The 15,199-nt window shown below is 71.7% G+C and carries 10 protein-coding genes; 2 read left to right on the top strand and 8 right to left on the bottom strand.

The annotated features are described in order from the left end of the window. Nucleotides 1–40 precede the first annotated feature (40 nt). The 4 genes from G9Q37_RS05180 to G9Q37_RS05165 all read right to left on the bottom strand — a co-directional run bounded on the left by G9Q37_RS05180 (nt 41) and on the right by G9Q37_RS05165 (nt 5,795). Nucleotides 41–697 (bottom strand): aspartate/glutamate racemase family protein, encoded by a 657-nt coding sequence (locus G9Q37_RS05180; RefSeq protein ID WP_166225524.1) that lies wholly within the window; start codon nt 695–697, stop codon nt 41–43. After that, the gene (locus G9Q37_RS05175) at nt 694–3,276 is read right to left on the bottom strand and encodes a TRAP transporter permease (RefSeq protein ID WP_166225521.1); all 2,583 of its coding nucleotides are present in this window, start codon (nt 3,274–3,276) and stop codon (nt 694–696) included. Before G9Q37_RS05175 ends, G9Q37_RS05180 begins: the two co-directional genes overlap by 4 nt. A 102-nt stretch (nt 3,277–3,378) precedes the next feature. Next, nucleotides 3,379–4,356: a TAXI family TRAP transporter solute-binding subunit gene (locus G9Q37_RS05170; protein ID WP_166225518.1), complete on the bottom strand. Its 978-nt coding sequence runs from the start codon at nt 4,354–4,356 to the stop codon at nt 3,379–3,381. A gap of 89 nt (nt 4,357–4,445) precedes the next feature. Next, a complete protein-coding gene (locus G9Q37_RS05165) occupies nt 4,446–5,795 on the bottom strand; it encodes an aspartate aminotransferase family protein (RefSeq protein ID WP_166225515.1) in 1,350 nt (449 codons plus the stop codon). A 163-nt stretch (nt 5,796–5,958) separates the two neighbouring features. On the opposite strand from G9Q37_RS05165, the gene G9Q37_RS05160 reads away from it, so the two are divergent. Beyond that, nucleotides 5,959–7,278 carry a D-amino acid dehydrogenase gene (locus G9Q37_RS05160; protein ID WP_166225512.1) on the top strand — a complete coding sequence of 440 codons (1,320 nt, stop codon included), beginning with the start codon at nt 5,959–5,961 and terminating at the stop codon, nt 7,276–7,278. On the opposite strand, the gene G9Q37_RS05155 is transcribed toward G9Q37_RS05160, so the two are convergent. Then, complete coding sequence (locus tag G9Q37_RS05155) at nt 7,247–8,146, bottom strand: LysR family transcriptional regulator (RefSeq protein WP_166225509.1); 900 nt, start codon at nt 8,144–8,146, stop codon at nt 7,247–7,249. The genes G9Q37_RS05160 and G9Q37_RS05155 overlap by 32 nt on opposite strands. A gap of 129 nt (nt 8,147–8,275) precedes the next feature. Between G9Q37_RS05155 and G9Q37_RS05150 the strand changes: the two genes are divergently transcribed. After that, nucleotides 8,276–9,448 carry a hypothetical protein gene (locus G9Q37_RS05150; protein ID WP_166225506.1) on the top strand — a complete coding sequence of 391 codons (1,173 nt, stop codon included), beginning with the start codon at nt 8,276–8,278 and terminating at the stop codon, nt 9,446–9,448. Here G9Q37_RS05150 and G9Q37_RS05145 read toward each other — a convergent pair. The 3 genes from G9Q37_RS05145 to G9Q37_RS05135 are packed head-to-tail and all read right to left on the bottom strand — an operon-like array spanning nt 9,366 to nt 15,153. Then, the gene (locus tag G9Q37_RS05145) at nt 9,366–12,551 is read right to left on the bottom strand and encodes an efflux RND transporter permease subunit (protein WP_166225503.1); all 3,186 of its coding nucleotides are present in this window, start codon (nt 12,549–12,551) and stop codon (nt 9,366–9,368) included. The genes G9Q37_RS05150 and G9Q37_RS05145 overlap by 83 nt on opposite strands. A 2-nt stretch (nt 12,552–12,553) precedes the next feature. Then, the gene (locus G9Q37_RS05140) at nt 12,554–13,699 is read right to left on the bottom strand and encodes an efflux RND transporter periplasmic adaptor subunit (RefSeq protein WP_166225500.1); all 1,146 of its coding nucleotides are present in this window, start codon (nt 13,697–13,699) and stop codon (nt 12,554–12,556) included. Beyond that, nucleotides 13,696–15,153 carry an efflux transporter outer membrane subunit gene (locus G9Q37_RS05135; RefSeq protein WP_166225497.1) on the bottom strand — a complete coding sequence of 486 codons (1,458 nt, stop codon included), beginning with the start codon at nt 15,151–15,153 and terminating at the stop codon, nt 13,696–13,698. The genes G9Q37_RS05140 and G9Q37_RS05135 overlap by 4 nt, the downstream gene beginning before the upstream one ends. Nucleotides 15,154–15,199: the final 46 nt, after the last annotated feature.

The following is a 15,199-nucleotide window of genomic DNA, read 5'->3' as shown; positions in this document are numbered from 1 at the left end:
CTCAGGGAAAGCCCGCGCCCGGGCGATGTCGGGACCCCGTTCAGGCGCCCAGCCGGCGGCGCAGTGCGCGGATCGCACTGCCCGGGGTGGTGAGCACGGGCAGGCCGGTGGCGGCCTGCACCGCATCAGCGGCGCGCGCCAGGCTGAACTGCGCCAGCGCGATCACCGAGCAGCCTTGGGCCTGCAGGCCTCGCGCGGCCTCGGCGGCCAGGGCGTCGTGGCGCGCGGTGTCGCCGGCGTTGAGCGCATCGAGCGCGCCCTCGGCCAGCGCGGTGCGCAGCGGCACCGCCGCCGGGAACTCGGGCGGCATGGACCGCAGCGTGGCCGGGAAGGTCGCGATCAGGCCCACCGCCCCGCCCTGCTGCGCGATCAGCGCCGCGGCCTCGTCGATCATGGCCTCGTTGGGCTTGAGCACCGGCAGGCCCGGCCGGCGCGCGGCCGCGGCCTCGATGCAGGGCCCGAAGGCCGAGCAGGTGAACAGGATGCCCTGCACCCCGGTGGACTCGGCGTAGGCGGTGAGGGCCTCGAAGCGCGCGTGCATCGCGGCATCGAGCCCGCGGCCGCCACTGGCCAGGTCGGCCGACAGGCTGTCGTCGAGCAGGTTCATGCGCACGGCCTCGGGCCAGTCGCGCGCCATCGCTTCGTTGATGGGCGCGACCGAATGGGCCAGCGCGTGGATCAGCGCGATGCGGGTCATGCCGCGGCGGCCTTCAGGCCCGGCTTCATGCGCCGGCCCTGGTTCCACCACACGAAGCCCACCAGCAGCAGCGCGGGCAGGTAGAACCAGTGCGGCGTGGGCGCGTCGGAGGGCACCAGCACCTCTTTCACGTCCCAGCCCTGCTCGAAGCCCGACTTGGCCGCGCGCGAGCCGAACTTGATGGCGCCGATCTGCATCTGATCGCCCAGCGGCATGAGCTGCAGGCCCGCGTCGGACAGGCGCTTGCGGCCGTCGTCGCCGGCGTCGCCGAGCTGCACCGCCACGGTCTTGGTCACCTCGTCGCCCTCGAGCGTGAGGCCCTGGATCACCATCACCACACGGTCGCCGGCGGGCACGTTGCGCGCCACCTCGTAGACCTGCGACGGGGCCACGCTCTGGGTGGGTGCGTAGAGGCGGTCCATGAAGGCGTCGGGGCGGAACAGCAGCACCACGGCGATGGCCAGCAGCACGGTCTCCCACCAGCGGTTCTTCACGCGGAACCAGAGCATGGTCACCGAGGCAAAGACCAGCGTGGCCAGCGTGCAGGCCAGCACCACGCGGATCAACTCGCCCCAGCCGTGCACGTCGATCAGCAGCAGCTGCGGGTTGAAGATCCAGATGAAGGGCAGGATCACCGTGCGCAGTGCATAGATCGCGCCCTGCACGCCGGTCTTGATCGAGTCTTCGCCCGAGATGGCCGCGGCCGCGAAGGTGGCCAGGCCCACGGGCGGCGTGATGTCGCCCATGATCCCGTAGTAGAAGACGAACAGGTGCACCGCGATCAGCGGAATGATGAGCCCGCTCTGCGCGCCCAGCTCCACCACCACCGGCGCCATCAGCGTGGCCACCAGCACGTAGTTGGCCGTGGTCGGCACGCCCAGGCCCAGCACCAGGCAGACGAAGGCAATGAAGAGCAGCATGGCCATCACGTTGCCCTGCGCCACGAATTCGACAAACTCGGTCATGCGCAGGCCCAGGCCGGTGAGCGTGATCGCGCCCACGATGATGCCGGCCGTGGCCGTGGCCACGCCGATGCCGATCATGTTGCGCGAGCCGTCGCCGAAGCCCTGCACCACCGAATCCCAGCCGTCTTTCCAGGCGCCGGGCGCGGGCACGCCGCGGAACATCGCGATCAGGGGCTTTTGCGTGAGCATCAGCACCACCAGCGTCACCACGGCCCAGAAGGCCGAGAGCGCGGGCGACATCACCTCGACCATCAGGCACCAGATCAGCACCGCGATCGGCATGATGTAGTGCAGGCCGGCGCGCACCGTGGGCCAGGTCTGCAGCGGCTTGGGGTTCTCGATGTCGATGTCTTCGGGCAGGTCGGGGCTGCGCGCCGCCTGGTGCAGCGAAAACAGGTACAGCGCCAGCACCACCGCGCCCACCGCGTAGCCCGCGGCCGCGCCCAGGGTGGCCTGGATGGCCGCGATCAGGTAGTAGATCGCGCACACCACGGCGATGCTGCCGCTGATGCCGATCAGGTTGCGCATGAGGCGCACGCGCCAGGGCTTGGGCTCGGCGTTCACGATCGGGTTCATGCCGAGCTTGAGCGCCTCGAGGTGCACGATGTAGAGCAGCCCGATGTAGGACAGCGTGGCCGGCAGGAAGGCGTGCTTGACGATGTCGGCGTAGGGAATGCCCACGTACTCCACCATCAGGAACGCGGCCGCGCCCATCACGGGCGGCATGATCTGGCCGTTCACCGAGCTCATTGTCTCGATCGCACCGGCCTTCACGCCGCCATAGCCCGCCTTCTTCATGAGCGGGATGGTGAAGATGCCGCCCGAGACCACGTTGGACACCGAGCTGCCCGAGATCATGCCGTTGAGGGCCGAGGACACCACCGCCACCTTGGCGGGGCCGCCGCGCAGGTGGCCCAGCGCCGCGAAGCTCACCTGCATCATGTAGTTGCCGCCGCCGGCGCGGTCGAGCAGCGCGCCGAACAGCACGTACACGAAGATGGTGCCGGCCGACACGCCGAGCGCGATGCCGAACACGCCCTCGGTGGTGAGCCACATGTGCGAGAGCAGTCGGTTGAGCGAGGCGCCCTTGTGCGCGAGCACCTCGGGCAGCCAGGGACCGAGCATGGCGTAGGCGATGAAGAAGGCCGCCAGCGCCGCCATGGGCCAGCCCACGGCGCGGCGCGTGGCCTCGAGCAGCAGCACCAGGCCGATGGTGGCCACCACGATGTCCTGCGTGTTCGGCTGGCCGGGGCGCGTGGCCAGCTCGGCATAGAACAGCATCAGGTAGGCGGCCGAGAAGGCGGCCGCGATCGCGAACAGCCAGTCGACCACGGGCACGTGCTGGCGCGGCGAGCGCTTGAAGGCCGGCCAGGCCAGGAAGGCGAGGAACAGCGCGAACGCCAGGTGGATGGCGCGCGCTTCGGTGTCGTTGAGGATGCCGAAGCCCAGTGCGAAGGGCAGCGGCGAGGCGTACCAGAACTGGAACAGGGCCCACAGCAGGGCCACGGCGAAGATGATGCCGGCCGTGAGGCCGGTGGGTTTGCGGCCGCCCGTGTCGCTGTCGGCCACCAGTTGCTGCAGGGCTTCCGGCGCTTTTTCGATGTCGGTGCTCATGGTTGTGCGCTCCGGGAAAGGCAAAGGGGATGGGTCAAAAAAAAATGGCGAAGCTCACTTCGCCATGTGCAGGGTGCGGGGCCCGTGGCCAGGCCCCTCGCCTCACTTGATCCAGCCCTTTTCCTTGTAGAAGCGGGCCGCGCCTTCGTGCAGCGGCGCGCTCAGGCCGTCCTTGACCATGTTCTCGGGGTTCAGGTTGGCCAGCGCGGGGTGCAGCTTCTTGAACTCGTCGAAGTTGTCGAACACCGCCTTGACCACGGCGTACACCGTGTCGGGCGAGGTCTTGGCCGAGGCGACCACCGTGGCCACCACGCCGTAGGTGTTGGTGGGCTGCGGGTTGTTCGGGTACAGGCCCGCGGGGATGGTGACCTTGGCGTAGTAGGGCTTGTCGGCCACCAGCTTGTCGACCACCGGACCGGTCAGCGAGACCAGCTTGGCGCCGCACGAGGTGGTCGGGTCCTGGATGTTGGCGCTGGGGTGGCCCACGCCGTAGAAGAAGCCGTCGATCTTGCCGTCGCACAGCGCGGGGCCGTGTTCGTCGGCCTTGAGCTCGGAGGCGAGCGAGAAGTCGGACAGCTTCCAGCCCATGCCGGCCAGCAGCTCTTCCATCGAGGCGCGCGTGCCCGAGCCCGGGTTGCCCACGTTGAAGCGCTTGCCCTTGAAGTCTTCGAACTTGGTGATGTTGGCCTCTTTGCGGGCCACCACGGTGAAGGGCTCGGGGTGCACGGCGAACACCGCACGCAGGTCGCTCACGGCGCCGCTGTCCTTGAACTGGCCCACGCCCTTGACGGCGTTGAACTGCACGTCGGACTGGGTGAAGCCCAGGTCGAGCTCGCCGGCCTTGATGGTGTTCACGTTGAACACCGAGCCGCCGGTGGATTCCACCGAGCAGCGGATGCCGTGCTTGGCGCGGTCCTTGTTCACCAGGCGGCAGATGGCGCCGCCGGCCGCGTAGTACACGCCGGTCACGCCACCGGTGCCGATGGTCATGAACTTCTGTTGCGCGTGTGCGGGCGCGGCGGGTGCCATCAGGGCGGCCGATGCGGCCACGGCGCTGAGGCAGGCGGTGAGTTTTTTCATGGTGTTCTCCTGCGGATCGCTGGGTTGGGGAAACGGTGGGGACCCTCTTGAGGCCCCCGATTCGGGAGTGGCGATGCTAACGGCAAGTTTCAGGCGCTGACCATCGGGACAGACGCGAGGGTCTTGTCGATCGCGCGCTTGAGGCGTTGCACGATCTGGGCCAGCTCGTCGGGCGTGCTGATGAAGGGCGGCGCGAGCAGCACGTGGTCGCCGCAGCGGCCGTCCACCGAACCGCCCGCGGGGTAGACCATCACGCCCTCTTCCATCGCCGCGCGCTTGATGCGCGCGTGCAGCTTGAGCGCGGGGTCGAACCATTGCTTGCTCGCGCGGTCGGCCACGAGCTCGATGCCCCAGAACAGGCCACGGCCGCGCACGTCGCCCACGTGCGGGTGGTCACCGAATTCGCGCGCGAAGATCTGCTGCAGCTGCGCACCGCGTTCGCGCACCTGCGCGAGCAGCCCGTCGCGCTGGATCACGCGCTGCACCGCGAGCGCCGCGGCGCAGGCCACCGCATGGCCCAGGTAGGTGTGGCCGTGCTGGAACAGGCCGCTGCCGCGGCGGAATGCGTCCACCATGCGGCCCTGCGCGAGCACCGCGCCGATGGGCTGGTAACCCCCGCCCAGGCCCTTGGCGATGGTGAGCAGATCGGGCACCACGCCCTCCTGCTCGCAGGCGTGCAGCGTGCCGGTGCGGCCCATGCCGCACATCACCTCGTCGAGGATCAGCAGGATGCCGTGGCGGTCGCAGACCTCGCGCACGCCCTTGAAATAACCGGGCACGGGCGTGAGCACGCCCGCGGTGGCGCCGCCCACGGTCTCGGCCACGAAGGCGATCACGTTCTCGCCGCCCAGGCGTTCGATGGTGGCTTCGAGCTCGGCCACCAGGCGCTGGCCGTATTGCTCGGGCGTTTCGTCGGCGCGCTGGTCGCGGTATTCGTAGCACGGCGACACGTGGGTCACGTCGATCAGCAGCGGCTTGAACTGCTCACGCCGCCAGGCATTGCCGCCCACGGCGAGCGCACCCAGGGTGTTGCCGTGGTAGCTCTGGCGGCGCGCGATGAAGTGCTTGCGCTGCGGCTGGCCGATCTCCACGAAGTACTGGCGCGCCATCTTGAGCGCGGCCTCCACGGCCTCGGAGCCGCCGCTCACGAAGTACACGTGGCTCATGCCCTTGGGCGCGGTGTCGATCAGCGTGCTCGCGAGCTCCTCGGCCACGGCGGTGGTGAAGAAGCTGGTGTGCGCGTATGCGAGCTGGTCGATCTGCGCGTGCATGGCGGCGATCACGTCGGGGTGGCCGTGGCCCAGGCAGGACACGGCCGCGCCGCCGGAGGCGTCGAGATAGGTCTTGCCCTGGCTGTCGGTGATCGTGATGCCCTGGCCGCTCACGGCAACGGGCAGGTCGTGGGTGAGCTGGCGGTGGAAAACGTGCGAGGCTTGCATGGCGGTGCAGCGGTGGGAACCGGCAATGGGGGGAAGCCGCCAGTCTAGGCACCGCGGCGCGGCGGGCTCATGCTTTTGTGGGGCCAGGCCATGCATTCCGGTTATGGGCCATGGGCCTGTCTGCATTTCCGCGCGCCCCGGGTTAACCCGTAGAGTGCCGGGCATGCAAGCCGCCCCTTCCCTGTCCTCCACCGCCCCGCGCCGCGTCGCCGTGCTCGGCGCGGGCATCGTCGGCCTGAGCACCGCGTGGCAACTGCAGCGCGACGGCTTCGAGGTCACCGTGATCGACCGCGCACGGCCCGGCCAGGGCGCGAGTTTCGGCAACGGCGCGCAGCTCAGCTACGCCTATGTGCAGCCGCTGGCCGACCCGTCGATCTGGGCCCAGCTGCCCAAGCTGCTGTTCTCGCGCGACTCGGCCTTCTCGCTGCGCCTGCGGCTCGACCCGCAGCAATGGGCCTGGGGCCTGCGCTTTCTCGCCGCCTGCCGCGCCGACGTCTCGGCGCACAGCACCGCCGAGCTGCTGCGCCTGGCCGAAGAAAGCCGCGAGGCGCTGCAGCGCCTGCTCGCCGACACCCAGGCCGACTGCGACTTTCAGGCCAGCGGCAAGCTCGTGATGTTCGGCAGCGAAGCCTCGTTCGCCGCCGCGCGCCGGCAGATGGACCTGCAGCGCCGCCTCGGCGGTGCCGAGCAGCACGCCCTCAGCCTGGCCGAATGCCTGCAGGTGGAGCCGGCGCTCGCGGGCAGCGGCGCGCAGCACGTGGGCGGCATTTACACCCCGGGCGAATGCGCGGCCGATTGCGCGCGCCTGTGCGACGCGCTGCACGGCGTGCTGCAGGCGCGCGGCGTGCGCTTCGTGATCGGCGACCGCGTGGGCGGCTCGGCGGGCGCCCTGCGCCGCGAGGGCGATCGCCTGGTGGCGGTGCAGGCCGGCGAGCGCTGGATCGAAGCCGACGCCTTCGTGGCCGCGCTCGGCACGGGCGTGGCGGCCTTCGCGCGCCAGCTCGGCGCGTCGGTGCCGGTGTACCCGCTCAAGGGCTACAGCCTGACCCTGGGCGTGCCCGACGCGCCCGGCCTGGCGCCGCAGGTCAGCATCACCGACGCGCAGCGCAAGGTGGTGTTCGCGCGCCTGGGCCAGCGCCTGCGCGTGGCCGGCCTGGCCGAGCTCGCGGGCCACGACACCACGCTCGATCCGCGCCGCGTGGCCCAGCTGCGCCGCTCGGCGCGCGAGGTGTTTCCGCTCGCCTGCAGCGGCAACGACGTGCAGGCCTGGGCCGGCCTGCGCCCGGCCACGCCCACGGCCGTACCCATCCTGGGCCAGGTCGCGGGCGCGCCGCGCAACCTGCTGTTCAACGCGGGCCAGGGCGCGCTGGGCTTCACGCTGGCCGCGGGCAGCGCCCAGCGCGTGTCGCACCTGCTGCAGGGCGCCGTGGGGCGCGCGCGCGGCGTGGCCGTCAGCCGATCTGTTGCAGTGCCTGCTGCATGAAGCGCGTGAAGGCGCGGGCCACCACCGAGTGGGGCCGCGCCGCGGGCCGCAACAGGTGCACCGTGGTGGGCACCAGCGGCTCGAAGGGCAGCACGTCGACCTTGGCCGGATCGGCCGAGGTGGCGGTGCAGCCCTCCACCAGCGCCGCCCCCACGCCGTGGTGCGCGAGCGCCAGCGCCACGTGATAGGTCTGCACCGTCATCACGGGGCGGATCTCGGCCTCGTGCTCGCGCAGCGTGTGCGCCAGCCGCATGCCCAGCGGGTCCTGCGCGTCGAGCGCGATCAGGGGCAGCTTGGCCAGCTGCGCCCAGCCGATGCTGCCGGCCTTGAGCTGGCGCGGCGTGAGCAGGCCCTTGGGCACCACCGCCATCACGCGGCGCTCGCCCAGTTTTTCCTGCACCAGCGCGGGGTGTGAGCCGGGGTTGAACACGTAGCCCACATCGGCCTCCTGCAGCGCCAGGGCCGAGACGATCTGCACCGAATGCAGCGCCTGGTGGTGCACCAGCACGTGCGGGTGCTTCTCGCGGAACAGCCGCATGGCGCGCGGCACCACCTCATAGCTCAGGCCGAGCACGGTCAGCACGCGCAGTTCGCCACGCGTGCGCCCCGCCTTGAGGCTGCCGGCCAGGCGCTGCACCTCGTCGAGCTGGGCGAACAGGCGCTCGATGTGCGGGTACAGCGTCTGCGCCTCGGCCGTGGGCACCAGCCGCCCGCCCGCGCGCTGGAACAGCGGAAAGCCCAGCTGCAGCTCGGCGTGCTTCAAGGTGCGGCTCACGGCCGGCTGGGTCACGTTGATCATGCGCGCCGCAGCGCTCACGCTGCCGGTGAGCATCACGGCGTTGAAGACTTCGATGTGGCGCAGGCGCATGGCCGCCTATTGTGGCGGCGTTGTGACGAAGGCCTCAACACGCGCGCACACACCGGGCCGCGCACGAACCGGCGCACCCGGACGGTGACGCAGCGGGCTCCTCCGTTTTGCGCCCCGCGCGCCCCCGCCATGCACCACGCCTCCGTGCTCCGCACACCGCCCCACGTCCCCACGCAGGGCATGCTGCCCATCGCCGTGCCCATCGCCCTGCCCCCGGCCGCCGAACGCGACACGACCGCCGCCCAGCCCTTCGAGCCGCACCTCGTCGAACCCTTGCGGTGTTTCCTGCGCCTCGACGAAACCGACCCGGCCACGGTCAACGCGCGTGCGCAGGAACACCGGCTCTTCGCCTGGGGCCCCACCGCCAGCGACGCGCGCTGCGTGAACCAGGCCATCGCCCACAGCGACCTGCCCGCGCGCGCCCTGATCGAGGCCGGCATGGACCGGGTCTTCGTGGCGCGGCCGCCCGACACCCACGGCCTCGCCGCGCCGCCCCGCGTGCTCGTGGTGCCGCTGGGCCTGCACGCGGTGAACGCGGTGCGCCTGCTGGCCCTCAAGACCGCGCTGCAGGCGCTGGCCGATCGCTTCGGGCCCGCCGCGCTCGCGCAGCTGCAGGTGGTCTGCGTCGGCGGCCGCGCGCTGCTGCCCGCCGAACGCCAGCCCGTGCGCGCGGTGATGGCCGAGGGCCTGGCCGGCTACGGCAGCGCGGGCTGGGGCCGGCTCACGGACCACGAGCGCGAGGCCCTGCTCGATGGCTACGAGGCCGCGCTGCGGCAGGGCCTGGGCGATCCCGCGAGCCTGCAACTGCCGGCGCACGCGCCCGCCGTTCTGGGCGAAAGCGATTCGGCGCGGCACCTCTGGCATCACGCGCCTGCGCTGCAGGAACTGCGCGAGGCCATCGGCGAGCGCGCGCACTTCATCGAGGCCCAGCCGGGCGACCACCCGGGCCGCCAGCGCGACAACACCCACGGCAACGCCCTGCTGTTGCTGCGCCTGGCCGATGCGCAGATGGCGCTGCGGCCCGGCGAGGACACGGTCTGGGTCTGCAGCGACAGCCTGTTCTGCCCGCGCGCCACGCAGATCTTCCGCGGCTACTGCGGGCAGCGGGGGGTGGCCGTGCAGGCCTGTTCCGTGGCCCTCACGGGCGCGGGCGCCGCCGAGGAGGCCGGCGCGCTCGAAGCGCTGCTGCCGCTCGCGCTGCGCGAGACGGCCTGCATGCTCAACGAGGCGGTTCGCTCGGCAGCGGATGGGCCGGCGAACTGGTTTGTCCTGCCGCCCCCGCCGGGCCACGCCCCCCACTGAAGCGGCGGCCGAACCACAGCGCCACGTCGTCCACGATGGTGAACACCGCGGGGATCACCAGCAGGCTCAGGAAGGTCGAGGTGATCAGGCCGCCGATCACCGCCACCGCCATCGGCGAGCGAAAGCTCGAATCGGCCGCGCCCCAGCCCACCGCGATCGGCAGCATGCCCGCGCCCATGGCGATGGTGGTCATCACGATGGGCCGGGCGCGCTTGTGGCAGGCGTCCAGGATGGCGTCGAGCCTGCTCATGCCGTGCTCGCGCCGCGCCTCGATCGCGTACTCGACCAGCAGGATCGAGTTCTTCGTGGCCACGCCCATGAGCATGATGAGCCCGATCAGCGAAGGCATGGAGAAGCTCTTGTTGGCCAGCAGCAGCGCCACGAAGGCCCCGCCCAGCGACAGCGGCAGCGCGGCCAGGATGGTGAAGGGGTGCAGGAAGGCCTTGAACAGCAGCACCAGCACGATGTAGATGCACAGCACGCCCGTGAGCATGGCCAGGCCGAAGCTCGCGAACAGCTCGCCCTGCACCTCGGCGTCGCCGATCTCGAGCACCGACACCCCCGGCGGCAGGTTGCGCAGGCTGGGCAGCTTCTCGACCGCGGCCTTCATGTCGCCCAGCGCGATGCCCGCGAGCTCGACCTCGAAGTTGATGTTGCGCGAGCGGTCGTAGCGGTCGATCACCGCGGGGCCGCCGCCGAATTCGAGCGAGGCCACCTGTTCGAGCAGCACCGGCCCGCGCGCGCCCGGCACGGTGAGGCGGCGCAGCACGTCGAGGTCGTGGCGCGCGCCGACGTCGAGCTTGACCACGATGGGCACCTGCCGCTGCGGCAGGTTCATCTTGGGCAGCGCGTTGTCGTAGTCGCCCACGGTGGCGATGCGCAGCGTCTCGGCGATGGCCGCGCTGGTCACGCCGAGCTCGGCCGCGCGCGCCAGGTCGGGCGTGACGATGATCTCGGTGCGCACCAGGGCCGCGGTGGACTGCACGCTGCCCACGCCGCGCACGGTGCGCAGGTCGCGCTCGATCGCACGCGCCGCGGTGGCCAGCGCATTCGAGTCGCTGCCGGTGAGCGTGAGGATGTATTTCTCACCCGAGCCGCCCAGGCCCACCTTGCTGCGCACGCCCGGCAGGTTGGACATGGCCTGACGGATCTGGTTTTCGATGCCCTGCTTGCGCGGGCGCTCGTGGCGCGGGTCGAGCTGGATGGTGAGCGCGGCCTTGCGCGATTCGGCCGCGCCCTGCGGCGCGAACGGGTCGGTGCCCGCGGTGCCCGAGCCGATGGTGGTGTAGACCGAGCGCACGTGCGGCACCGCCGCCACCAGCTGGCGCGCGCGTTCGGCCGTGGCCACGGTCTGCTCCAGCGTGGCGCCGGGCGGCAGCTCCAGGAACACCTGGGTCTGCGAGTTGTCGTCGGGCGGAATGAAGCCCTGCGGCAGCAGCGGGATCAGCATCAGCGAGCCCACAAAGAACAGGCCCGCACCGAGCGCGGTGATCCAGCGGTGCTGGATGCACCAGCGCGCCCAGCCCTGGTAGCGGTCGAGCCAGGCCGGCTCGGCGTGGTCGTTCGCCCAGCGCCACAGGCCGCGCGTGAGCGGGTTCGAGGCGGCCCAGCGCGGCATCTCCTTCGCCACGAAGGGCTTGAGCAGGTAGGCCGCCATCATGGGCGTGAGCGCGCGCGCCACCACCAGCGAGGCGAACACCGCGAGCGCGGCCGTCCAGCCGAACTGCTTGAAGAACTTGCCCGGAATGCCCGCCATGAAGGCCGTGGGCAGGAACACCGCGATCAGCGTGAAGGTGGTGGCGATCACCGCCAGGCCGATCTCGTCGGCCGCTTCCATCGCGGCCTGGTACGGCGTCTTGCCCATGCGCATGTGGCGCACGATGTTCTCCACCTCTACGATCGCGTCGTCCACCAGGATGCCGATCACCAGCGACATGGCCAGCAGCGTGACCACGTTGATGGTGAAGCCCAGGTAGTGCATGCCGATGAAGGCCGGAATGGCCGACAGTGGCAGCGCCACGGCCGAGACCACGGTGGCGCGGAAGTCGCGCAGGAACAGCCAGACCACCAGCACCGCGAGGATCGCGCCCTCGTAGAGCAGGGTCATGGAGGCGTCGAATTCCTCCTTCACCGGGGTCACGAAGTCGAACGATTCGGTGATCTGCAGGTCGGGACGCGCCGCCTGCAGCGCCTTGAGCTTGGCGCGCACGCCGTCGCCCACCTCGATCTCGCTCGCGCCGCGGCTGCGCGCCACCTCGAAGCCCACCACGGGCTTGCCGTCGAGGAAGGCCGCGGCCGTGGGATCGGCCACGGTGTCGCGCACCTCGGCGACCTGGTCGAGCCGGATGCGGCGGCCGTCGCCGAGCGGGATTTCCATGCCCGCGAGCGCCTCCGCCGAGGCGAGCTGCGACAGCGTGCGCAGCGGCTGCTGGCTGCCGCCGAGGTCGACCCGGCCGCCCGCGCTCTCGATCTGCACCCGCGCGAGCTGGCGCGACACGTCGGTGGCGGTGGCGCCGAGCGCCTGCAGTTTGAGCGCGTCGAGCAGCACCTGCACCTCGCGGTCCACGCCGCCCACGCGGTTGACCGCGCCCACGCCGGGCACCGACAGCAGCAGCTTGGACACGTCGTTGTCCACGAACCACGAGAGCGCCTCGGCGTCCATCTTGTCCGAGGCCACGGTGTAGGCCAGCACCGCGCCGCCGGCCAGCTCCACCTTGTTCACGATCGGGTCGCGCAGGTCGCTGGGCAGCTCGCTGCGCACCTTGGCCACGGCCGAGCGCACGTCGTCGAGCGCTTCCTGCGTGTTCTTCTCGAGGCGGAACTCCACCGTGAGCGAGACCGTGCCGTCCTGCACCTTGGTGGTGATGTGCTTGAGGCCCTGCAGCGAGGCCAGGCTGTTCTCGATGATGCGCGCGACGTCGTTCTCGAGCTGGTTGGGCGAGGCCCCGGGCAGCGACGCGACCACCGTGACGGTGGGCAGGTCCAGGTCGGGGAAGTTCTGCACCTTCATCTGCTGGAAGGAGAACAGGCCCGCCAGCGTGAGCATGACGAACAGCATCGCCGCCGGGATCGGGTTGCGGATGGACCAGGCGGAAACGTTCATGGTCACTGCACCACTTTCACGAGGTCGCCCTCGTTGAGGAAGCCCGCGCCCTGCAGCGCCACCGCCGCCTCGGGCTTGAGGCCTTCGAGCACCTCGACGCGCTCGCCCACGCGGCGGCCGGTGCGCACCTTGAGCTGGCTCGCGCGGCCCTGGTCGTCGATGGCGAACACGTAGGTGTGGCCGTCGCGCACCACCACCGAGGCGCTGGCCACGGTGAGCGCGTCGCTCTGGCCGAGGTCGAAGCTGCCGCGCGCGAAGGTGCCGGCCTTGAGCTCGGCGTGGCGCGGCAGGTCCACGAAGATCAGGATGTTGCGCGTCTGCGGATCGGCACTGGGCGCGATGGCGCGCACCTTGCCCTGCACCTCGCGGCCGGTGGCGGCGGTGACGGCCACGGCCTGGCCGATCTTCACGCGGTCGACCTCGCTGGGCGTGACCTCGGCGCGCCATTCGAGACGGCCCTGGCGCACCAGGCGGAACAGCTCCTGGCCCGCGCCCACCACCGCGCCCACGGTGGCGCTGCGTGCCGAAATCACGCCGTCGTCGGGCGCGAGCACGCGGGTGTTGCCCAGGCGGACCTCGGTGGCGGCGAGCGCGGCCTTGGCGGCTTCCCACTGGGCCAGCGCCACCTTTTCCTGCGTGAGGTACTGCGCCACCTGCGACTGCGAGAGCGCGCCGGTGTTCTCGATGGCACGCGCGCGGTCGGCGTCGGCCTTGGCGTTCTGGTGGCTGGCCTCGGCCTGCATCAGGCTGGCGCGCGCCTGCAGCGTGTCGGCCTGCGTGGTCTCGCGCACGAACTCGGCCAGCACCTGGCCCTTGCGCACGGTGTCGCCCACGTTCACGTTCACGCTGGACAGCCGCAGGCCGTTCACCTCGGCGCCCACGCTGGCCTCCTGCCAGGCGCTGATGTTGCCGTTGGCCTGCAGGCGGATCGGCAGCGATTCGCGCTGCGGCCGGGCCACGGTGACGGTGAGCGCGGGGCGCGGCGCGTCGGCCGCGGCCTTGGCGTCGGCCGCGGCCTTGGCGTCGGCCGCGGGGCCGGCCTCGCCCGAGGGGCGCAGCAGCAGCCAGGCCGCGAGGGCGATCAGGACCAGGGCCAGCGCGGCCAGCGGCCAGAACCAGCGGCGCCGGGGGGTGGATGGCGTGTTCATCGGGCGTCGTTCGGGGCGTTGGGTTGAAGGGCGTCGCGCACGGTGGCGTCCACCGCCGCGGGGTCGAAGCCGCCGCCGAGCGCCACGTAGAGCTCGAGCCAGGCGTTGATGCGGTCCTGCTGCAGCGACACGGCGCTGCTGTCGGCGTTGAGCTTGAGGCGGCGCGCCTCTTCGAGCTCGTTGAGGTTGGCAAAGCCCACGCGGTAGCGCGCCTCGGTGGCCTCGAACGAGCGGTTGTAGCCGGCCACCGCGGTCTCGGTGGCGGCCAGGCGTTCGTTGAGGCCCGAGAGCGTGACCAGCGCCTGCTCCACCTCGCTCACGGCCTGGCGCAACACGCCCGCGTAGGCCTGGGCCGCGGCCTCGTAGCGGGCCTGGGCGCTGTCCACGTTGGCGTTGAGCGCGCCGCGGCCCAGCAGCGGCAGGCTCAGCGTGATGGGCCCGATCGACCAGGTGTTCACGCTGCCCTGCGTGGGGCCGGCGGTGATGCGGTTGCGCAGCACGCTGCCCTGCAGCGAGAGGCTGGGCAGCAGCGCGGCGCGTGCCACGCCCACGTCGGCGCTCGCGGCCACCAGCTCGCGCTGGGCGCGGTACACGTCGGGGCGCTGGCGCAGCACCTCGGCGGGCACGGCCTTCACCTGCAGCAGCGCGTCCACGCGGCCCGGCACCAGCCAGGCGGCGAGGTCGGGCGCGGCGGCCATCTGGCGGCGCACATCGGCCTCGGGCTGGGCCGTGGTGGCCGCGATCGCCTTCACCTGGCGCTCGCACTGGGTCTGCTGGCTGCGCCAGCGCGCCTGGCCTTCGGCCGCGCTCGCGCGCGCCAGCGCGGCCACCGCGGGCGCGGTGAGGCCGGCGCGTTCGGTCACGTCGTTGCTCTCGGCCGTCACGCGGCGCGAATCGCGGTCGCGCCCGGTCACGTCGAGCTGCAGCCGGCACAGGCGCTGCCCGAAATACAGCTGCGCCACCTGCGAGGCCACGAGCACGCGCGCCTCGTGCCAGCGCACGCCCGAGATCTGTTCCTGGGCGCGCGCGCTGTCCACGCGCGCGGCGCTGCCGCCCCAGAGGTCGACCGCCCACGAGGCCTGCAGGCCCGCGCCGAGGGTGGTGGTCAGCGGCGTGCTGGGGTCGGTCACGCCGCGGTTGGCGGTGGCCACGGCGTCGAGCTGCGGCTGACCCTGGTTCTGCGCGCCGGCCAGGGTGGCGCGCGCGGCGAACACCTGGGCGCGCGCGCTCGCGATGTCGGGGCTGTTGCGCTGGGCGCGCTCGATCCAGTCGCGCAGCACCGGATCGCCGAGCCGGTCCCACCAGTCGGCCAGGGCTTCGGTGCTGCCCTGGTGCGGCAGCACCGGCGCGATCCAGCGGTCGGGGACGTTCACCGCCACATCGGGCGGGGGCCGGCTCACGCTGCACGCGGCCAGCAGGGCGCTGGCCGACAGCGCCACAAGCAGTCGCTTCATGGTGAAGAAGGGGGTTCCCTGAGGTCTTGGAGCCGGAACTCTAGAC

The organism is Hydrogenophaga crocea (assembly GCF_011388215.1).
Lineage (GTDB): Bacteria > Pseudomonadota > Gammaproteobacteria > Burkholderiales > Burkholderiaceae_C > Hydrogenophaga > Hydrogenophaga crocea.
The sequence above is the reverse complement of the archived record's forward strand: the minus strand, read 5'-3'. Positions and strand labels throughout refer to the sequence as shown.